Raw genomic sequence first — 15,184 nt, forward strand, 5'->3', positions numbered from 1 at the left:
CTCGCACGACACCTCTCGCCACCACCTCGGGCTCGGGAGGCGATCGTGCGGCAAACCACCGACGTGGTCGCTCACCACAGGGGACCACCCTCCAAGTTCGAGTAGATGCTGTCCGTAGGTAGGTGGTCCATAACGGCTGCGGGTTCCGCGGACGCGATGACGACCTGCAGGCCTGGCAGCTCGTCCTTCAAAGAGTCCAGCTCCTCGAGCAACGTAGCCTCGTCGTGCACGGTCAACTCATCCGAGCCGGGTGAGTCCAGCAAGATCAGCCCGGGATGAGAACCGACGCCCGAGCGAGCACCAACACGTAGCAAGGCGATAATGACCGCGACCCGGAGACGTAGCCGCTCGCCGCCCGAAACCTTCCTGAACGGAACCTCTGCACCCGCGGTCGTTACCTGCATCCCGCCGTTGCGCTGCAGGTCAACCTTCTCCAAGTTCGTGATGTTGAACTTCCGCCCCAGCGCTAGAATCTCGGCGTTCAGGTCGACGAACATCTCCTTCGCCGCGTCGCCCGTGACCGCGGTCAAGACCTGGTTTGCCGCCTCGATGACCATAAGTGACTCCGACGGCGGCACCTCATCACCGCTTTCCGGCATGCTCTCCAGCCGACCCTTAAGTCGGGCCTCTTCCAGCCGCAGCGCCAGCCTGTTCGTGAACTCGTCTGCACGGCTCGCGCTCGCGAGTTCTCGAGCCAGGCGATCCACCGTTCGACGCATCTCGGTGACATCGTCCGCGGCGACCTCCGCTGAAACCCACGCGGCTTCCTCGGCCTCCTTCAGGGCCTCTAGCGCGTCACCCTCGTCCTCGGGCTCACCCTCATCTCCGGTGTCCGCGCCGGTCGGCGGGAACGGCTTGGTGCATACCGAACACTCGTGGTCGCTCTCCTCGCGAACCGCCCTGGCCTTCTCGAGCTTCTGCTCACACCGCGGACAGTGCTTCGGGTTCAACCCTTGGAACAACAGTTCGGCGAGCTCGGTCTCCCGGTCGCCGTTTGCCCGAAGTTCCTCAGCCTGACGGGCGGCCTTCGCCTCATCGAACGTAGCGCCAGCCGAACGGCTCACCGCAGCAAGTTCGTCCAGCCGGAGTTCGGCCTCACGGAGCTCCGCAGCGACGCCCTCATAGGTCCGGTCACCTTCGGACGGCAGAGCCGCGAATCTCGTCTCAAAGTCAGCGAGCTCCGCAACCAACGCCTCTCGCTCACCAGCCCGCGCGGCTGCGTCTTCGGTAAGACGGCGGTTCTGATTCGCCTCGTCCTGTCGAACGACTTTTCCCAACGTGGCGAGGCGTATCTGAGTGCTCATCAGGGGCACGTTGCAGAACAGCTGAAGAATGCGCGCCGGCAACGCAGCGAACACAACATCGCCAAAGAGAATCTCGGAGCCGGCTCGCGGCAAGTAGATGCCACCGAAGTACGCGGGCCATGTGTTGTCCTGTGCAGCACCTTGGTCGCTGTTCGGCCGCTTTTGAAAGTTCGTGATGGGTTCCAAACTCAATAAGGTCAGCATCAACTGGTCCTGCTGCTCCTTGAACTCCGCCTCCGACAGCCCGGTTTTGATGTAACTCACTGAGTCGCGAGGTGCTTCGCCTGCCAGGTACGAGGACAGCACGTCAGGGTCCGACGCGCGAAGGATGTCGGCAACGAACCCCGTCTCCTCCTTCGTAAGTACAACCGCCATAGGCACCCCATTGACTGAGTACTCCAACACGATGCGCTCGAACCACAACCGCACGTCTGCACGCAGGTTGCGCGGACTCCCACGCAGAGCCCACGTGATCAGCTCCAGCACGGATGACTTACCCCGAAGATTCTCGTTCGTGATCAGCGCAGTGACGCCGTCCGAGAACTCGAACACCGCGTTGAACGGGCCATCCCACTGTGTCCGCGAACGCTCGCCCGAGAAGGACAGGCGCCGCACATCCAACCGACGCTGAGCCGGTGGCACCGGCACCAACGACACCGCATTCGCCTTCAACACCGTCCCGACCACGTCCACGTCGACGCCAGCCTTCGATGCAATCTTCTCGGTCAGCTCACTCGTGCTTGGAACACTCACCCCGATTCACCCTCCAGCCCCGCACGGATGTCCGCCAGCCGCTTGCGTGCCCGCCCGGTGATGGAGGGAATGCGCACCCCGTTTGCTGTCTTCAAGTACTCCTCCTGGATGTACTGCCTATCCTTCAACTCCGTCGCACCCTGACCACCTGCGAGCTGCACAACCAGTGCAGACCGGGACGAATACCAAGACAGGTCCGCGTACTCCGTCCGGATGCGAGACACCATGTCGCGGCCCCCTTGGAGCAAGAAGTAGTTCGTCTGAACCACGTGGCCCGGCCGGCCCTTCTTGCGCCGCACCACCAAATCCGCCTGACTGAGTACCGCCAACGCGTCCTCAAGGTCCTCGTAAGCCCCGAACAAGTACCGAAGCATCGGGTAGCGCCGCAGCTCCGGCTCTTCGCTGTCGAGGATCTCGCCAGCCATCTGCAGCAACGCCGGGTCCTGGTCCCCGTTCACGTAGTCGTTCAACAACTCGTTCGCCAGGTAGTCGGGGTTCCGTACCCAGAAGTCCAGCTTCTGTAGCCGCACCTGAGTGCGAACGACCCCGACCGCGGTATGCAACCGCGGGTCGTCAGTGATGTCCTCAGCCAACAAGGAATCAGCCGCCTCGTTGATGAGCATGAGAAGGCGAACTGCGTCCTGCATCCGCGTGGTGGTGCCAGTCATCCGCTTCCTCCGAGATCAACGACACTCGCCAGCCCACGCCCGGGGACCTCGGAGTAGACACCTATGTAATCAGAGCGAGCAGGCCATCCGGGGCCATTTGGACCGGACCAGCTCTACGCGTTCGCCATCAGGCACGTCATTTTGGAGCCGGAGTGCAGCACCATTCAGCGTCAGCGCGGTCGGCGATCATGCCAAGTGCATCCGGGCAGTTGTGTCGAAGAGTTCCAGTTCGGCGGGGTGGAGTTGATGTTGTACGACGAATGATCGGTGCTTGATTCTCCAGAGCCCTTGGCCCGTGCCGAGCGTCGGCAGCAGCGCTTGCTCCGTGCCGGTGAGCCCGAGCGCGCGTGCTGTGCTGCCGAGCTGGTCGGTCTCCTGCCGGTACACGATGCGGGTCTCGGCGTTCGCCAGAAGTGACGTGGCGAGCGCTCTCGTGGCGGAGCCTTGATCGCCGACGTTGTCGAGGTCGGAGAGCTTGTGAAAGATCAGCATGTTGGCGATGCCGTAGTGCCGCGCGAGTCGCCAGTGGGCATCCATGCGTCGCAGCAGCGCCGGGTGGGCCATAAGTCGCCAAGCCTCGTCGTAAATGACCCAGCGTTGCCCGCCGTTGGGGTCGAGGAGAGCCGATTCCATCCAGGCGGAGGCGCAGGTCATCAGGACCGAGATAAGGGTGGCGTTCTCGGTCACGCGGGACAGATCGAGTGACACCATCGGCAGGGTCGGGTCGAAGCGGACGGTCGATGGACCGTCGAACAGCCCAGCGAGGTCACCAGCGACGAGCCTCCGCAAGGCGTGGCCGGCGATCCGGCCGTCGTCGACCAGCCGGCGGTCGTGGCCGCCGCGGACGTCCGGATCCAGCAGTCGGTCGACCACCAGCGGCAGGACCGGCACCGGAGTCGACCGGACCGCGTCGGTCAGGGCGACGTCGATGGCGGTGTGCTCGAGGGGCGTCAGCCGACGTTCCAGGACGGTCTCGGCGAGGGCTCCGAGCAGGTCGCGTCGGCGAGCGGTGACTTGGGCCGCCCATTGGGTGTCGTCGAAGCCGCTCGGTCGGTGGCCTTCGTCCAGCGGGTTGAGGCGGGCGGTCATGCCATGGCCGAGCGCGATGGCCTTGCCGCCGACGGCTTCGGCGATGGCGGTGTGTTCGCCCTTGGGGTCGCCGGGGACATAGACACGGCGGCCGAAAGGGATGGAACGGGTGTAGAGGCTCTTGGCGAGCGAGGACTTGCCGGCGCCGACGATCCCGGCAACGACGACGTTGGGGGCGGTGATGACGCCACGCGCGTAAAGCACCCACGGGTCGTAGACGAAGGAGCTGCCGGAGTAGAGGTCCTGGCCGACGAAGACTCCCTCCGTGCCTAGGCCGCCTTCGGCCAGGAATGGGTAGGCGCCGGCAAGGGTTGCTGAGGTGTCTTGGTGGCGGGGGAGCCGAAGCCGAAGCGGCGTGCGTAGCGCGGCTGGTCCGTGGTCGCCCGAGCGTGGGAGTGTCTCGGTCGTGCGTTCCGCGTCACGCAGCTTGCGCGCCCGCTGCCGGGCACGGGCTCGGCGCTCGGTCCGTGCGGCGCTGACGAGCCCGGTGGCGGCCGCGCGTCGGGCGCGGCGGGTGCTGCGCCGTTCGCGCTGCGGCGTGACCAGCACGCTGCTGAGCAGATGGCTCTGGTCCTTCACAGGCCAAGACCCGACCCGATGGATCGCCTGCGGGTAGGCGAGTCTGGGGGAGCGGGTGGGCGCAGGTATCCGATGGTGCCTTCGGCCTCGTGGGCGCGGTCGATGCAGCCGGCGACGTGGGTCATGATCTCCCCGGCGCGGTGCAGCTCCCAGGACACCTGGTGCCCGGCGCCGCGACCGTCGCGGGTGCTCCCATCGACGACGGGCCGGGCGACGCCTCTCGTGTCGTGGAAGGCGGCGAGTTGGTGCAGGGTCTGGCCGAGTGCGTGCGTCGCAGCCGAGAGGTTGCCGAGCATCCGGTAGATCTGGTCGGGGTCGTCGATCGTCTTGGTCTGGTGGGCGAGCGCGCGCAGTGCCTCGTAGGCCTCCTCGGCGTCGGCGACGGGATCGTGGACGGTGGGCATCAGGACCTCCAATGAGTTGGGCTGTCGTTCGGTAGGTGGGGGGCGGTTCACACGGATCGGCACAGGGGCAGCGCCGCGACGGCGAAGGCCTGGGCCTGTTGCCCCCACAGGCGTCGGGTCTCGCAGGAGGCTTGGATGGCGGCCTGCTCGATCTCGGCGACGGCGCGTTCGAGCTCGTCGAGATCGGGCGCGGAGACGGCAATCAGGCCGGTGAGGCGCAGGACGCCGTGGCCGGCGGTGAGCTCGGCTTCCTGCTGGAGCACGTCCTGGTATTCGGCGGACTGTTGGGCGTCCTCGATTTGGCCGATGCGCTGACGGTGGGCCGCGTCGGAGATGTACTCGGTCTTCTTGCGTCGCAGGTCCCGCGCGGCATTGTCGGTCCGCAGCGGCGTGTAGAGCAAGGTCACGGTGCGTCGCACTCCCGACGACAACAGAACGGGGGCGAGGAAGCCGGGATGAACGAGCGATCGGGGCCATTCGCTGACCCAGAGGACACAGTGCTGGGCCGAGTCGCTGCGCAGACCGGCCCAGTCCTCGCTGACCGCGACGGGGCCGGCGGTGGCCAGTTCGCGGCCGAGATCGCCGTGGCGTTCCAGCGCGCCGGCCACGACCGGGTCGTAGGCCGAACGCAGGATCACAGCCAAGTCACCGGGGGAGAGCCAGTCCCCGGGCGTGAGGTCGGCGGAGCGCAGCGCCGCGATGAGGGTGTTCATCTCGTGGCGCAGGATCGCCGCGGATCCGCGCAGGCCCCCGCCGGCAGCACGGATCGCCCGGGTAGCGGCCTTCAGATCCAGACTGATCGACACGGTGCTGGCATGCCGCTCGCCCGCCGGGCCGGCCCGGTCGATCAGCTCGCCGTAGACGGTCGAAGCCCACGACCGGTCATGGTGCCCGTGCCGGTCCCACCAGTCGGTGAGACCTCGGCCCGAATCGGGCAGGGTCCGCTCGCAGACCTGGATCGCACCGATCCGCCCGGAGCGACATGCGGTGGCCAGGACCCGTCCCCAACTCGTGACACGTCGTTGCTGTTCGGCCGGGTCCAGCAGGATGAACGCCGGATGGGTGACACCGACGACCACCGTCAGCGTCCGGGCGTGTGGGTCATGCACCATCACCGCCCCGGTCTCGGCATCGACCCACTGCCGCAGCTGCGCGGCATCACCGGGCAACGCCAGCGTCCCGGCCGGCCGCGGCCGCACGACCCGGGCACGAAACACGAGCTGGCCGCCAGTCCGCCGCCACAGCCAGGCGGCCACGATCGGCGTCCACCCGATCAGAGGGCGGCCGCCAGCGGTGGCGAACGCGAGGACCGCGCAACCGATCAGGATCGGCGAGGCGACCACGAGCGACGCTCCACCGCCCGCGTAGAGACCGAACACCAGGGTCACCGCGCCGACGCCGACCACCACAAGCTGCGAGACCGAGAGGCCGAGTAGGACTCCCCGGCGACTCAACCGGGAGAACTTCACCGGCGACACCTCGGACGCGCGGGCAGGCTCAAGCTGTGCCGTCATGCCTGGCCGCCGTCCATGATCGGGCTGGCGGTGCGCTGCGGGTGCGGCGCCGATTCCTGCGGGTGTTGGCCGGCGGCGTCGCTGTGACCGGAGGCCGCGCCTCCGACCGCCTCGCCGATCCGCGGACCTGCCGAGGCAGCCTCCTTGGCCACCACGGCCGCGGCCGCGACACCGCCCGCCGCGACACCGCCGCCCGAGGTGCCCACGCCGGGAGTCGCCGCGCCACCGATCGGCGGCGGGCCCGTAGGCGCGGGCGGGTGATGGCCTCCGCCCGATCCGCTGCCCGGTGTCGCGCCGTCGAGGATCTTGCTCGGTGCTCGACCGGAGCCACGATGCAGGGGGATCGGGATGGGCCGATTGAGGGCCGACTTGGCCTCCTGCTCGGCCGACATCGCGTGGTGCGTGTCGAAGCCAATGAAGCTGATCGCCTTGTAGGTCAGGTACGGCGCGAACCCGGCCATCAGCATCAGCACCACCCCGGAGATCGGTTCGCTGACCGACGTCAGGTCGGCGTCGATCGGTGCGGAGACCTGGGCAGTGGCGAGCAGGAAGAACACGACGAGCACGACCTTCGACGCGATCAGCGCGATCACGAAGGCCGCCCACTTGCTCACCCAGCCGCGGGTGTGGTCCCAGCTCGATCCGGCCATCGCGACGGGCGCGAACACGATCGCGATCAGCAGCAGGGCCTTGCGGATCAGGAGGCTCACCCACACGATCACCGCCGCTCCGAGCGCGAGCCCAGCCACCAGGATCGTGATGATCGCCGACGCTCCCGGAGCCGCGATCGAGAGCGTCCCGACTCCCGCGGCGAGTTGGCTGACCTGGGCGCCCATCTGGTCCATCGTGGTCCCGGTGGCGTGGACGATGCCGATGCTGATCCGGTCGGTGACCTCCAACGCGGTCGCGACCACGGTGATGGCGACGAACGAGCCGAGGATCGACTTGGCCAAACCCAGGGCAGCGCGGCTCAGGGCGGCAGGTTCGCGGCGGATGATGCCACCGATGACCTGGAGCAGGAAGAACCCGAGCATCAGGAACACGGCCACGCCGAACAAGATGTTGTAAACCCTGGTGAACTGGCTGCTCGTGACATCGACCATCGTGGTCGAGTCGAACACTGTCCAGACGGCCTCGAACATCCACCCGGCCGCGTTGCCCATGGACACCGCGAGCCAGTCGAACGGGGCCGCCACCAGCGTCCCTGCCGCGTCGCCCGCCTCTTGGCAGACGGTTGAGATGACCGGCACGTCACACACGTCAGCCACGGTCCCGGCCCGTTCAGACGGTCTGGCCGATGTGCCAGAAGAAGTTCACGAGGGCGACCGACGCGCCGGTGACGATCGCGGCCCCGAGCCCGACCAACACGCCGACCTTGCCGCGCCCAGCCAGGTGCGGATTCGAGGAGTTCGCGCCCAGCGCCCACACGATGGCCGAGACAATCACCGCCAGCACCGCGAGGATCAGGCCCACCGTCATGGACGCGCCGACGATGGAGCTCAGCTGCCGGATGCCCGGCAGTCCACTCGAGTTCGGGCTGATGTCGATGTCGGTCGGCAACAGCGTTGCCAGCCGCGACTGGTTCAGATCGATCATGGGTTCCTCCACGTGGTGGTTCGGCCCTGCGTGAGAGAGGTGTCCACGTGGTGCGCCGGCGGTAGGCGGGGGAAAGTGTCGGGGTTCCTCGACACAATCTGCTCGTTCGTACGTCGAAAGGGAGCAGCATGGCGGGCCAGATGGTCGCGGGTGATTTGTTGCCGGTTGCGAAGTTGGACGGCCTCGCAAGGCACGAGGCCCGCAATGTCGCGGTCGACCTGCGAACGAACGAGCATCTGGTCGCAGACGACCGCTCGCGCGATTGGTGGATCGCGAACGGTCGAGATGGGACCCGGCAAGTGCAGTGTGTGGACTGCCTGGACGAGGGCCTGGGCGACCCGTGGCTGATCTACGCGGCTGGGTCCGTCCAGGCGCCGCACCTGCGTCATGCGCGTGTCGAGGGTGCAGTCGGCGAGCCGCGGCACTCACCTGAGTCGTCGTGGCACTTGCTGGGCAAGAAAGTGGTGGCGGAGTGGGCTCGTGCCCAAGCCTCCGTCGTGGAGGCGATACCGGAGACCCGCGTCGCTGAGAACGGCGTCAATCGCCGCGCGGATGTGCTCGTGACCTGCGACGGGGGACGCACCGCGTTCGAACTGCAGTACAGCAACCTGTCAGCCGGCGCGTGGGCCGGTCGCCACGGCGACTATCGGACGGCGGGAGCGGACAGCGTCTGGCTGTTCGACATGCACAACCGCCCTCACTTGGAGGGGGAGATGTCGGGGAGCAACTGCTTCATCTTCGATCCAGAGCAAGCACTGGTCGGGGTACTGCTCACTGACCCCCATCCGCGAACCGAGGGATGGTGGAAACTCGATCCGATCGACTTCGCCCGTCACATTGCCCGTGCGGGGGAGGACTACCACTGGATCCTCCCGCTCCCGCTCGCCGACTTCGGTCTCGACGCGACAGGATCACTGATCCTTCCCAAGCATCCGGGACTCGAGCTCAACCTGACAGCGGTCAACCGAGCCATGGACCAAGCACGCAGGCTCGCCGCCGCCCGTGACGCCCTCGTCGCGTCTGCAGATCCGGCGCGCCCCGACCCAGATCGGGTGAAGAGGCGACGCGTGGGCGACGGTGGCCGTCACCCGACACTTCCCAGGAGCGCGCCACGAGCGGACGTGGCGGCCTGGTGCGAAGAACGCTTTCCCCAGGGCGACACTCAGGTGCTCGCAGAAGAGATGTCCGGTCTGATCTCCATGTTCGAGGCACACGGAATGGGCCTGAACGAGACGTATCGCGGGGTGAGGCTGCGCCGCCTCGCGGCCTTCGGTCGCAGCGGGTTGTCGAACCTTCCGGTCTGATCCTCGTCGCGGACACGATTCGCACGACCCGCGTGCGCGGGTGCACTGCAGCGCTTGAGGCTCACAGGCTCGCGCCGAGGTGCAGGAGCCAGTTCGCCCAGGCCATCGCGCCGCCGGTCAGGGCCGCGCCGCCGAGAGCCACCAGCAGTCCGCTCTTGGCTTTGGCTGCGGTGTGCCAGCTACCACTGGACGAAGCGAGCGCCCAGACACTCGCGCACACGATGACCATCGCGACCGCGGTGAGCAGGCCGAAGGTGAGCAGGGCCCCGACGATCTGCCGCAACTCTGCCGAACCGCCAACGGCACCGAAGTCCGGGCCGACCGACGAGAGGCGCTGGGCAAGCAGGGTGTTCATGTCGGTCAGGTGTGGACTCAGCGGACGGTGACGTGGAGATGGTCATAGTGGCCGCCGGTGACTGATCGCGGGTCGAACATGCCGCCGCCGCCGTAGGGCCGCCAGCCTTCACTGGTGCGGGCGAGGGACCAGATCCTGCCCTGCCAGATCAGGTAGTCGACGCCCAGGGCGCGGGCGTTGGACTGGAGCCACCGCGCGGCCCGCCAACCGGCGGCGAGCGCTGCGCCGGACGCGCGGGTGCCGATCGAGTTGCCGAACGTGCCGTCGCAGGCGCGGCCGGCGGTGTGGTCGTTGCTGGCCGGGTCACCTGCCCGCCAACAGCCCCACGACGAGGTCGGAAGGTGGGCTCGGATCTGCGCCAGCACGTGGGCCATGCGGGCCGTGACCCGCCCTCCGGTGGTCGGGTCGTCGACGCGTTGATCGGGTCTGCTGCCGAGGAACGGTGACGGCGCTCCGCCGGTGTCGGGCGCGCAGCCAACGCCGGTGATCGCTTCGTTTGCGGCTTGGTCGGCCGCGCCGTGGCTGGAAAGCCACGGTTCGGGATCGATGGGACCTGCGGCGCTGGGGCGGATCTCGAAGTGCAGGTGCGGTCCGGTGGTGTAGCCGGCCATGCCGACGTCCGCGATGTGCTGGCCGGCGGTCACCTGTTCGCCTTTGCGGACGTGGATCCCGGAGGCGTACATGTGCGCGTACCCGGAGGTGACCTGGTGGCCGTTGACGGTGTGCTCGATCAGGATCAGGTTCCCGTAGCCGGCGGCGGGTCCGGCGGACGCGACCCGACCGTCTGCTGCGGCCAGGATCGGTGTGCCCGCGGGAGCGGCGTAGTCGGCACCGGTGTGCAACTTGTAGACGCCCGTGACGGGGTGGCGGCGCATTCCGAACCCACTGGACCGGACCCAGGTTCCTGTCGGCAGCGGGAACACGATCCGACTGGTCTCGGCCACCGTCCCGCTCGTCGAGGAAGTCGAGGTGAGCGCGTCGATGATCTGTCCGGCGACCGGCTCCCACGTCGCATACCTACTCGGGAACGCGGACACCTCCACGGCCTGCGCCGCGGCACTCTTGGACATCGACTCCCAGCCGGGGACGTCGAGCAGCCCGCGGGGTGATCCGTCGTTGGGTCCGGCAGGTCCGCCAAAGAACGCGCGTGCCTGGTAGTCGGGGGTCATCAGCTCGCGGACCGTGCCCCAGCCGGTGCTGGGCCGCATCTGGAACAGGCCGAGACTGTCGTGGTCGCCGCCGTCACCTTCGTTCGGGAAGGTCGTCGACGACGGGTAGGCGGCCGAGTTGGCGAGCATCCGCAGCCGCGACTCGGTCAGCGCGGCCATCAGGGCGACCGTCACGCCAGCGCGGCCGACCCCCTTCAGACGACCGCCGACGCGCACGATCGTCGCCGCGTGGGTGAGTTGCGCGTGATCGAGCCGGACGTGCGCGCCGTCGGCCGTGGTCGTGCCCAGCCGCTCGGGAACATCGCCCACGGCCAGCGACCCCGATACGGTCAGGCAGGTGGCCTGCGCCGCGGGATTCATCAGCACGCCGACGCCGATCAGCAGGGTCGCTGGCCCGAACAGGACCGCCACCAAGAGTCCGGCCAGCAACACCCGCATCCCCGACCGCCTACGGGAGCGGGTCGTCGAGTCGCGACAACCGCAGGAGATGACACGCGGGATAGGACGGACCGCACACCACGAACACAGTGAACGCGACCTCGTGCGTCGACGTGACGAGCTCGCCCTCCCACACCCCCGCGCGGTGCCGGACACCCCGCACGGTGAGCGCACTGGTGCCCGGCAGCAGGGCGTCGCCGGCCTGCTCGACCGCGGTCGCCCACCGAGTCGGCATCGCGATTGAAGCGACCGTCAGCCACTGGCGGGTCTCGTACTGCCGCAACTGGGCCCACGCCTCGACCGTCGGCAGGTAGCCGGTCAGGTCGGACACCAGACCTGCGGTGGATTCACCGGTCGGGTCGGCCATCGCCATGAACGGCTCGGTCAGTTCGACTGGACCCGTCGAGGTGCGGGTGTCCCAGCCGAAGACCGCCTCCGCGACCTGGCGAGCGAACCGGGTGGGATCGGAGGTCCGTGGCAAGACGGCGGTGGGCGCGTCGGTCGCGTCGGACGCGGTCGGGGCCGAAACGCTGGCGGAGGTCGCGGGGTTCGGGCGAGGCGTCGTGGAGCGTGCGTCGGACCCGATCCAGATCGCCGCCACCATCAGCGCGACCGCGAGTGCCAGGGAGGTCAGCAGGACAAGACGGTGACGTGGGAGGCGAGCCGTGGGGTGGAGCATGAGAGGCCTTCGGTAGCAGTGACACCCCTCAGGTGGTGACCGCCATCCGACGGCTCTGGATCTCGCTCGCGAACGCTTGGGACTCGGCCAGCACCCGGCGGAACAGTCGCCAGTCGTCGTCGGTGAGTTCGCGGGCGAGCTGCTCGACGTCGAACCGTTGGGTCCAGCCGTCGAGCTCGGCCCACGTCGCCACGAACGCGCGGACCGACCGGCGGGCGGCAGCGGCCTCGGCAGCACGCCGCTGCCGGTTCGCCTGGACCCGCAGGCGACGCTCCCGCTTGGCCTCTTCGACGAGTTCTGCCGACGTCCGACGCGCCTCCTCGTCCTCCTCAGGCACCGTCATGGTCGCGGCGACCCGCTGCGCAGCCTTGACCCGCTGGTAGCCCGGATCGACGTGGCCGCCGTTGCGGATCGCTTCGAGCTCATCACGTGCGACGCGGCGGACCTGCGAAGGCTCGCCTGAATCCGCAGCGATGCGCTCCATCGAGCAGATCTGCTCGAGCCGCGTGTGGGAGGCGGAGTCGGTCACCATGAGCGCTGCTTCGCGCGCGGCCCTTCCTCGCGGTGGGGACGGTCGTCCCGAATCGGGACCACCGGAGACCCCTCCAACGCCGGCCGGGGCGGTGCCGAACTGGGTGGCCTGCTGCCGTCGTTGCGCGTCCTCGGACTTGACCTTCTTGAGTTCGCGAAAGAGCGCGGCCTCCTCCAGTTGGGACAGCGGCTTGCGCAGCTTGTTCTCATCCTGCTGGGCCAGCAAGGCCTCCAACCCCTCGGACAACCCCGTGCGGACCCACACCTTTAGCGTTCTCCAGCCCAGCTGTCGGGCGGCCTCGAGTCGGCGCCTTCCGCACACGAGTACCAGGTCGGGTGTCACCGTGACCGGCTGCAGTAGACCGAGCGCTTCCATCGAGTCCTTCAGTGGTTGCAGGTCGCCCAGATCCTGGCGTTGACGGACGCCGATGATGATCGACTCGATCTTGCAGGCGACCTCGATGCGGCCCGTGTCAGACATGGCTGCCTCCGGACGGGACGGTGCAGGCGATGGCATCGGCGAGTGCGTTGTCGGCAACGATCTCCTCGACGGTCTCGCCGATCAGCAGCCGCATCAGCAGGCCCCGGCCCGCGGCCGCATGCTGCAGTGCCGGATCCTGACTACCCAGGACGGCAGGCAGCAGGAGCAGCCACGACTCCTGGTCGAGGTCGAGCAGCACCCGTGCCCGCCGGTCGCGGCGCAGGGACTTGAAGGCGAGCTCTCGGTCACCGGTGTTGATCAGGCGCACCGCGATGTATTCCAGCAGCACCGCGGCGACCCGCCGCGGCCAGCCGAGTTCGACGAAGACGTCCACCGCGGTCTCGACGGCCATGAATGCATTCATCGGTTCGTCCTCATCCGACGGCTCGACCGGATCGGTCACGGTGTCCGTGTCGTCGGAGACCCAGAACGCGGGATGGAAGTCGGCCAGATCGGTGTCGTGATCGCTGAACCTGACCGGGTCGTGCGCCTCCGCGACCTCGGCACGACGGGCGCGGGCGTTCGAGCACAACAGACCTTCGGCCATCGCGTCGTACACGAGCGTCAACTGCACCGCCCGGGTCACCACAGCCCACGGGTCGTCGGCGAGCCGTGCCGCCCTCGTGCGCATCACGTCGAACGCTGCAACGGCCGCGTCGGCCGGCTCCAGTCCGTACTTGCGTGCCAAGGCCCCGTACTTGTCCATCGTGAACGCCAACAGGTCGCCGGCTTGAGGATCGTCATGCCACGCGGTCGGGCTCGAGTACGCCAGGTGCAGCAGCAGCATCCGCAGGTCCTCCGAGTCCTCGAGCCGGAACGCCGCGGTCACCATGACAGCCCCGACTCGTGAGCCGAGCCCGTGGAGCGCCGTTCCGTCCCCGGACCGTGGCTGGCCAGCGCCGATCGCGTGCCGGCGATGACGTTCCCCGGCGCGCGTCGGGCGCGGCGCACCAGCGCGGTCTGCAGATCGATGCCGCGGCGTGCCACTGGCGTGCCCAGCACCGACGGCAGCTCGCTCAACCGCACCCACGCGAGTCCCCGCCCGCCGGGCGACGCGGAGACCCCGGCGATGGTTGAGGTCCGTGACGGGTCGCGCTGCACGGCCAACGCCGTCGCAGCCTGCGCGTCGTCGTCCACGGCGGTGGCCCCGACAGGGCGGCCGACGCGCCGCTCGTAACGGCGGTGCGTGTTCACCGTGCCACCGCCTCAACCGCTCGGGTGGCGCCAGCCGGCACAGTTGTCTGTGGGGGAGCGGCGCGATACGCGGACTGGATCGTGGTGAGCGACTCTCGCTCGCTCAACCCGGCATCGCGCGCGGCCCGGCCCAGCAGCGACACCGCCAGCTGGAACGACTGCCGGGTCTCCGACATCCGGCACGCCGCCCAGAACAGGCCGGTGTTGCGACACCCCTGCGGTCTCGCGGCCACCCATGCCGCCAACCGGTCCGGTCGCGCGCCGACCGCCGGCATGTCAGCCGGGCGGGTCACCGGCTTCGGCGGATCCAGGAAGGCCCGCAGCGCCCCCGCGTCGACCGGCCGCGGCTCGTGATGACGGGCGACAGCGATCTGGCGGTAGACGCCACCAACCCCGTCCGCGTCAGCGACCGCCGACGGCGGCAGCACGATGTAGCCGCCGTCGCCACGAAAGTCGATGTGCCGCCTCGGCGCCTGCCACGAACGCTGCTCACGGCCAGGGTTATGCAGGAAGTACGCGTGCACGCCGCCGGACGGAGTACGCACCAGCCACGACCAGCCGTCCACCAGCCCCTCGGCGCGCGCCTGCTCGAACGCGTCGAACCCGCTCCCGGTCGGGTGAACGTCGATGTCGACCACATCAACGCCGGACGCTGCCCCGGTCGGGACGCCGATGTTCGCATCCGGCCAACGCGTCCACCACGGCCCGATGACACTGAGGTCGGTGCTCGCGTCCTGGAACCCGTGGGCGATCAGCGGCCGCTTCCCACCAGGCACACACGGGAACACCGGCACGCCCCGGCTGAACAGCAGACTCACCGCCGCCACCCGCGATGGCGCCTCACCCAGCGCGCCGAAGAGTTCAGGCCCCCAGCGATCCGCCGGCGGCGACTGCAAATGGACTTCGCTCATGCCCCGAATGTGCACCCGAAATCTCCGGCCACCGGCGTAAACGCCCCCAAACACCCCTCCGCCCCATAGGGGTGTTTGGGGGGTGTTTATGCAGGACAGGACGTGTTTACCGAGAAATCTGAAAAAGTTGTCCGGCCTCGCCACGTAAACACCCCCAAACTCTGCCGTTCAGGAAGATGCGCGTCCGCACTGCGGTGCCGGGACTGATCGGGGTG

Annotated in this window: 15 protein-coding genes; 1 reads left to right on the forward strand and 14 read right to left on the reverse strand. The window is 68.4% G+C overall.

Translation table 11 applies throughout. The features are described 5' to 3' along the window. Positions 1–71: 71 nt before the first annotated feature. From ACY1JX_RS00305 to ACY1JX_RS00335, 7 genes are all read right to left on the reverse strand, one after another. Positions 72–2,057, reverse strand: coding sequence for an ATP-binding protein (locus ACY1JX_RS00305; RefSeq protein WP_462564796.1), 1,986 nt, complete (start codon positions 2,055–2,057; stop codon positions 72–74). After that, on the reverse strand, positions 2,054–2,725 hold the full coding sequence (locus ACY1JX_RS00310) for a hypothetical protein (RefSeq protein WP_462564797.1): 672 nt from the start codon (positions 2,723–2,725) through the stop codon (positions 2,054–2,056). Before ACY1JX_RS00310 ends, ACY1JX_RS00305 begins: the two co-directional genes overlap by 4 nt. Before the next feature lie 186 nt (positions 2,726–2,911). Continuing rightward, positions 2,912–4,393, reverse strand: a complete 1,482-nt coding sequence (locus ACY1JX_RS00315; RefSeq protein WP_462564798.1) for an ATP-binding protein — start codon at positions 4,391–4,393, stop codon at positions 2,912–2,914. Beyond that, a complete protein-coding gene (locus ACY1JX_RS00320; RefSeq protein WP_462564799.1) occupies positions 4,390–4,797 on the reverse strand; it encodes a hypothetical protein in 408 nt (135 codons plus the stop codon). Before ACY1JX_RS00320 ends, ACY1JX_RS00315 begins: the two co-directional genes overlap by 4 nt. Positions 4,798–4,844: 47 nt before the next feature. Next, positions 4,845–6,311 (reverse strand): SCO6880 family protein, encoded by a 1,467-nt coding sequence (locus tag ACY1JX_RS00325; protein ID WP_462564800.1) that lies wholly within the window; start codon positions 6,309–6,311, stop codon positions 4,845–4,847. Beyond that, positions 6,308–7,561 carry a conjugal transfer protein TrbL gene (locus ACY1JX_RS00330; RefSeq protein WP_462564801.1) on the reverse strand — a complete coding sequence of 418 codons (1,254 nt, stop codon included), beginning with the start codon at positions 7,559–7,561 and terminating at the stop codon, positions 6,308–6,310. Before ACY1JX_RS00330 ends, ACY1JX_RS00325 begins: the two co-directional genes overlap by 4 nt. A gap of 31 nt (positions 7,562–7,592) precedes the next feature. After that, entirely contained in the window at positions 7,593–7,907 is a 315-nt protein-coding gene (locus ACY1JX_RS00335) for a DUF6112 family protein (RefSeq protein ID WP_462564802.1), read from the reverse strand. 128 nt (positions 7,908–8,035) lie between these two features. Here ACY1JX_RS00335 and ACY1JX_RS00340 point away from each other — a divergent pair, with 128 nt between their 5' ends. Continuing rightward, on the forward strand, positions 8,036–9,211 hold the full coding sequence (locus ACY1JX_RS00340) for a competence protein CoiA family protein (protein ID WP_462564803.1): 1,176 nt from the start codon (positions 8,036–8,038) through the stop codon (positions 9,209–9,211). Positions 9,212–9,272: 61 nt separating this feature from the next. Here the strand turns inward: ACY1JX_RS00340 and ACY1JX_RS00345 are convergent, their stop codons facing one another. Genes ACY1JX_RS00345 through ACY1JX_RS00375 form a run of 7 tightly spaced genes read right to left on the reverse strand, consistent with a single transcriptional unit; the run spans position 9,273 to position 14,969 of the window. Beyond that, the gene (locus ACY1JX_RS00345) at positions 9,273–9,566 is read right to left on the reverse strand and encodes a DUF6112 family protein (protein WP_462564804.1); all 294 of its coding nucleotides are present in this window, start codon (positions 9,564–9,566) and stop codon (positions 9,273–9,275) included. A gap of 17 nt (positions 9,567–9,583) precedes the next feature. Further along, positions 9,584–11,173 carry a M23 family metallopeptidase gene (locus tag ACY1JX_RS00350; RefSeq protein WP_462564805.1) on the reverse strand — a complete coding sequence of 530 codons (1,590 nt, stop codon included), beginning with the start codon at positions 11,171–11,173 and terminating at the stop codon, positions 9,584–9,586. Positions 11,174–11,183: 10 nt separating this feature from the next. Continuing rightward, complete coding sequence (locus tag ACY1JX_RS00355) at positions 11,184–11,852, reverse strand: hypothetical protein (protein ID WP_462564806.1); 669 nt, start codon at positions 11,850–11,852, stop codon at positions 11,184–11,186. A 28-nt stretch (positions 11,853–11,880) separates the two neighbouring features. Beyond that, positions 11,881–12,900: a ParB N-terminal domain-containing protein gene (locus ACY1JX_RS00360; RefSeq protein ID WP_462564807.1), complete on the reverse strand. Its 1,020-nt coding sequence runs from the start codon at positions 12,898–12,900 to the stop codon at positions 11,881–11,883. Then, positions 12,857–13,693, reverse strand: coding sequence for a serine/arginine repetitive matrix protein 2 (locus ACY1JX_RS00365; protein ID WP_462564808.1), 837 nt, complete (start codon positions 13,691–13,693; stop codon positions 12,857–12,859). Before ACY1JX_RS00365 ends, ACY1JX_RS00360 begins: the two co-directional genes overlap by 44 nt. After that, on the reverse strand, positions 13,690–14,058 hold the full coding sequence (locus tag ACY1JX_RS00370) for a hypothetical protein (RefSeq protein ID WP_462564809.1): 369 nt from the start codon (positions 14,056–14,058) through the stop codon (positions 13,690–13,692). Before ACY1JX_RS00370 ends, ACY1JX_RS00365 begins: the two co-directional genes overlap by 4 nt. Further along, positions 14,055–14,969 carry a bifunctional DNA primase/polymerase gene (locus tag ACY1JX_RS00375; RefSeq protein WP_462564810.1) on the reverse strand — a complete coding sequence of 305 codons (915 nt, stop codon included), beginning with the start codon at positions 14,967–14,969 and terminating at the stop codon, positions 14,055–14,057. The genes ACY1JX_RS00370 and ACY1JX_RS00375 overlap by 4 nt, the downstream gene beginning before the upstream one ends. Positions 14,970–15,184: the final 215 nt, after the last annotated feature.

It is taken from the genome of Aeromicrobium sp. JP4 (genome assembly GCF_054957925.1).

Excerpts from the sequence above, each read along its gene's own strand:
- ACY1JX_RS00320 (WP_462564799.1), bottom strand. The coding sequence starts at position 4,797 with ATGCCCACCGTCCACGATCCCGTCGCCGACGCCGAGGAGGCCTACGAG.
- ACY1JX_RS00350 (WP_462564805.1), bottom strand. The coding sequence starts at position 11,173 with ATGCGGGTGTTGCTGGCCGGACTCTTGGTGGCGGTCCTGTTCGGGCCA.
- ACY1JX_RS00375 (WP_462564810.1), bottom strand. The coding sequence starts at position 14,969 with ATGAGCGAAGTCCATTTGCAGTCGCCGCCGGCGGATCGCTGGGGGCCT.
- ACY1JX_RS00325 (WP_462564800.1), bottom strand. The coding sequence starts at position 6,311 with ATGACGGCACAGCTTGAGCCTGCCCGCGCGTCCGAGGTGTCGCCGGTG.
- ACY1JX_RS00340 (WP_462564803.1), top strand. The coding sequence starts at position 8,036 with ATGGCGGGCCAGATGGTCGCGGGTGATTTGTTGCCGGTTGCGAAGTTG.
- ACY1JX_RS00360 (WP_462564807.1), bottom strand. The coding sequence starts at position 12,900 with ATGCCATCGCCTGCACCGTCCCGTCCGGAGGCAGCCATGTCTGACACG.
- ACY1JX_RS00310 (WP_462564797.1), bottom strand. The coding sequence starts at position 2,725 with ATGACTGGCACCACCACGCGGATGCAGGACGCAGTTCGCCTTCTCATG.
- ACY1JX_RS00345 (WP_462564804.1), bottom strand. The coding sequence starts at position 9,566 with ATGAACACCCTGCTTGCCCAGCGCCTCTCGTCGGTCGGCCCGGACTTC.
- ACY1JX_RS00355 (WP_462564806.1), bottom strand. The coding sequence starts at position 11,852 with ATGCTCCACCCCACGGCTCGCCTCCCACGTCACCGTCTTGTCCTGCTG.
- ACY1JX_RS00335 (WP_462564802.1), bottom strand. The coding sequence starts at position 7,907 with ATGATCGATCTGAACCAGTCGCGGCTGGCAACGCTGTTGCCGACCGAC.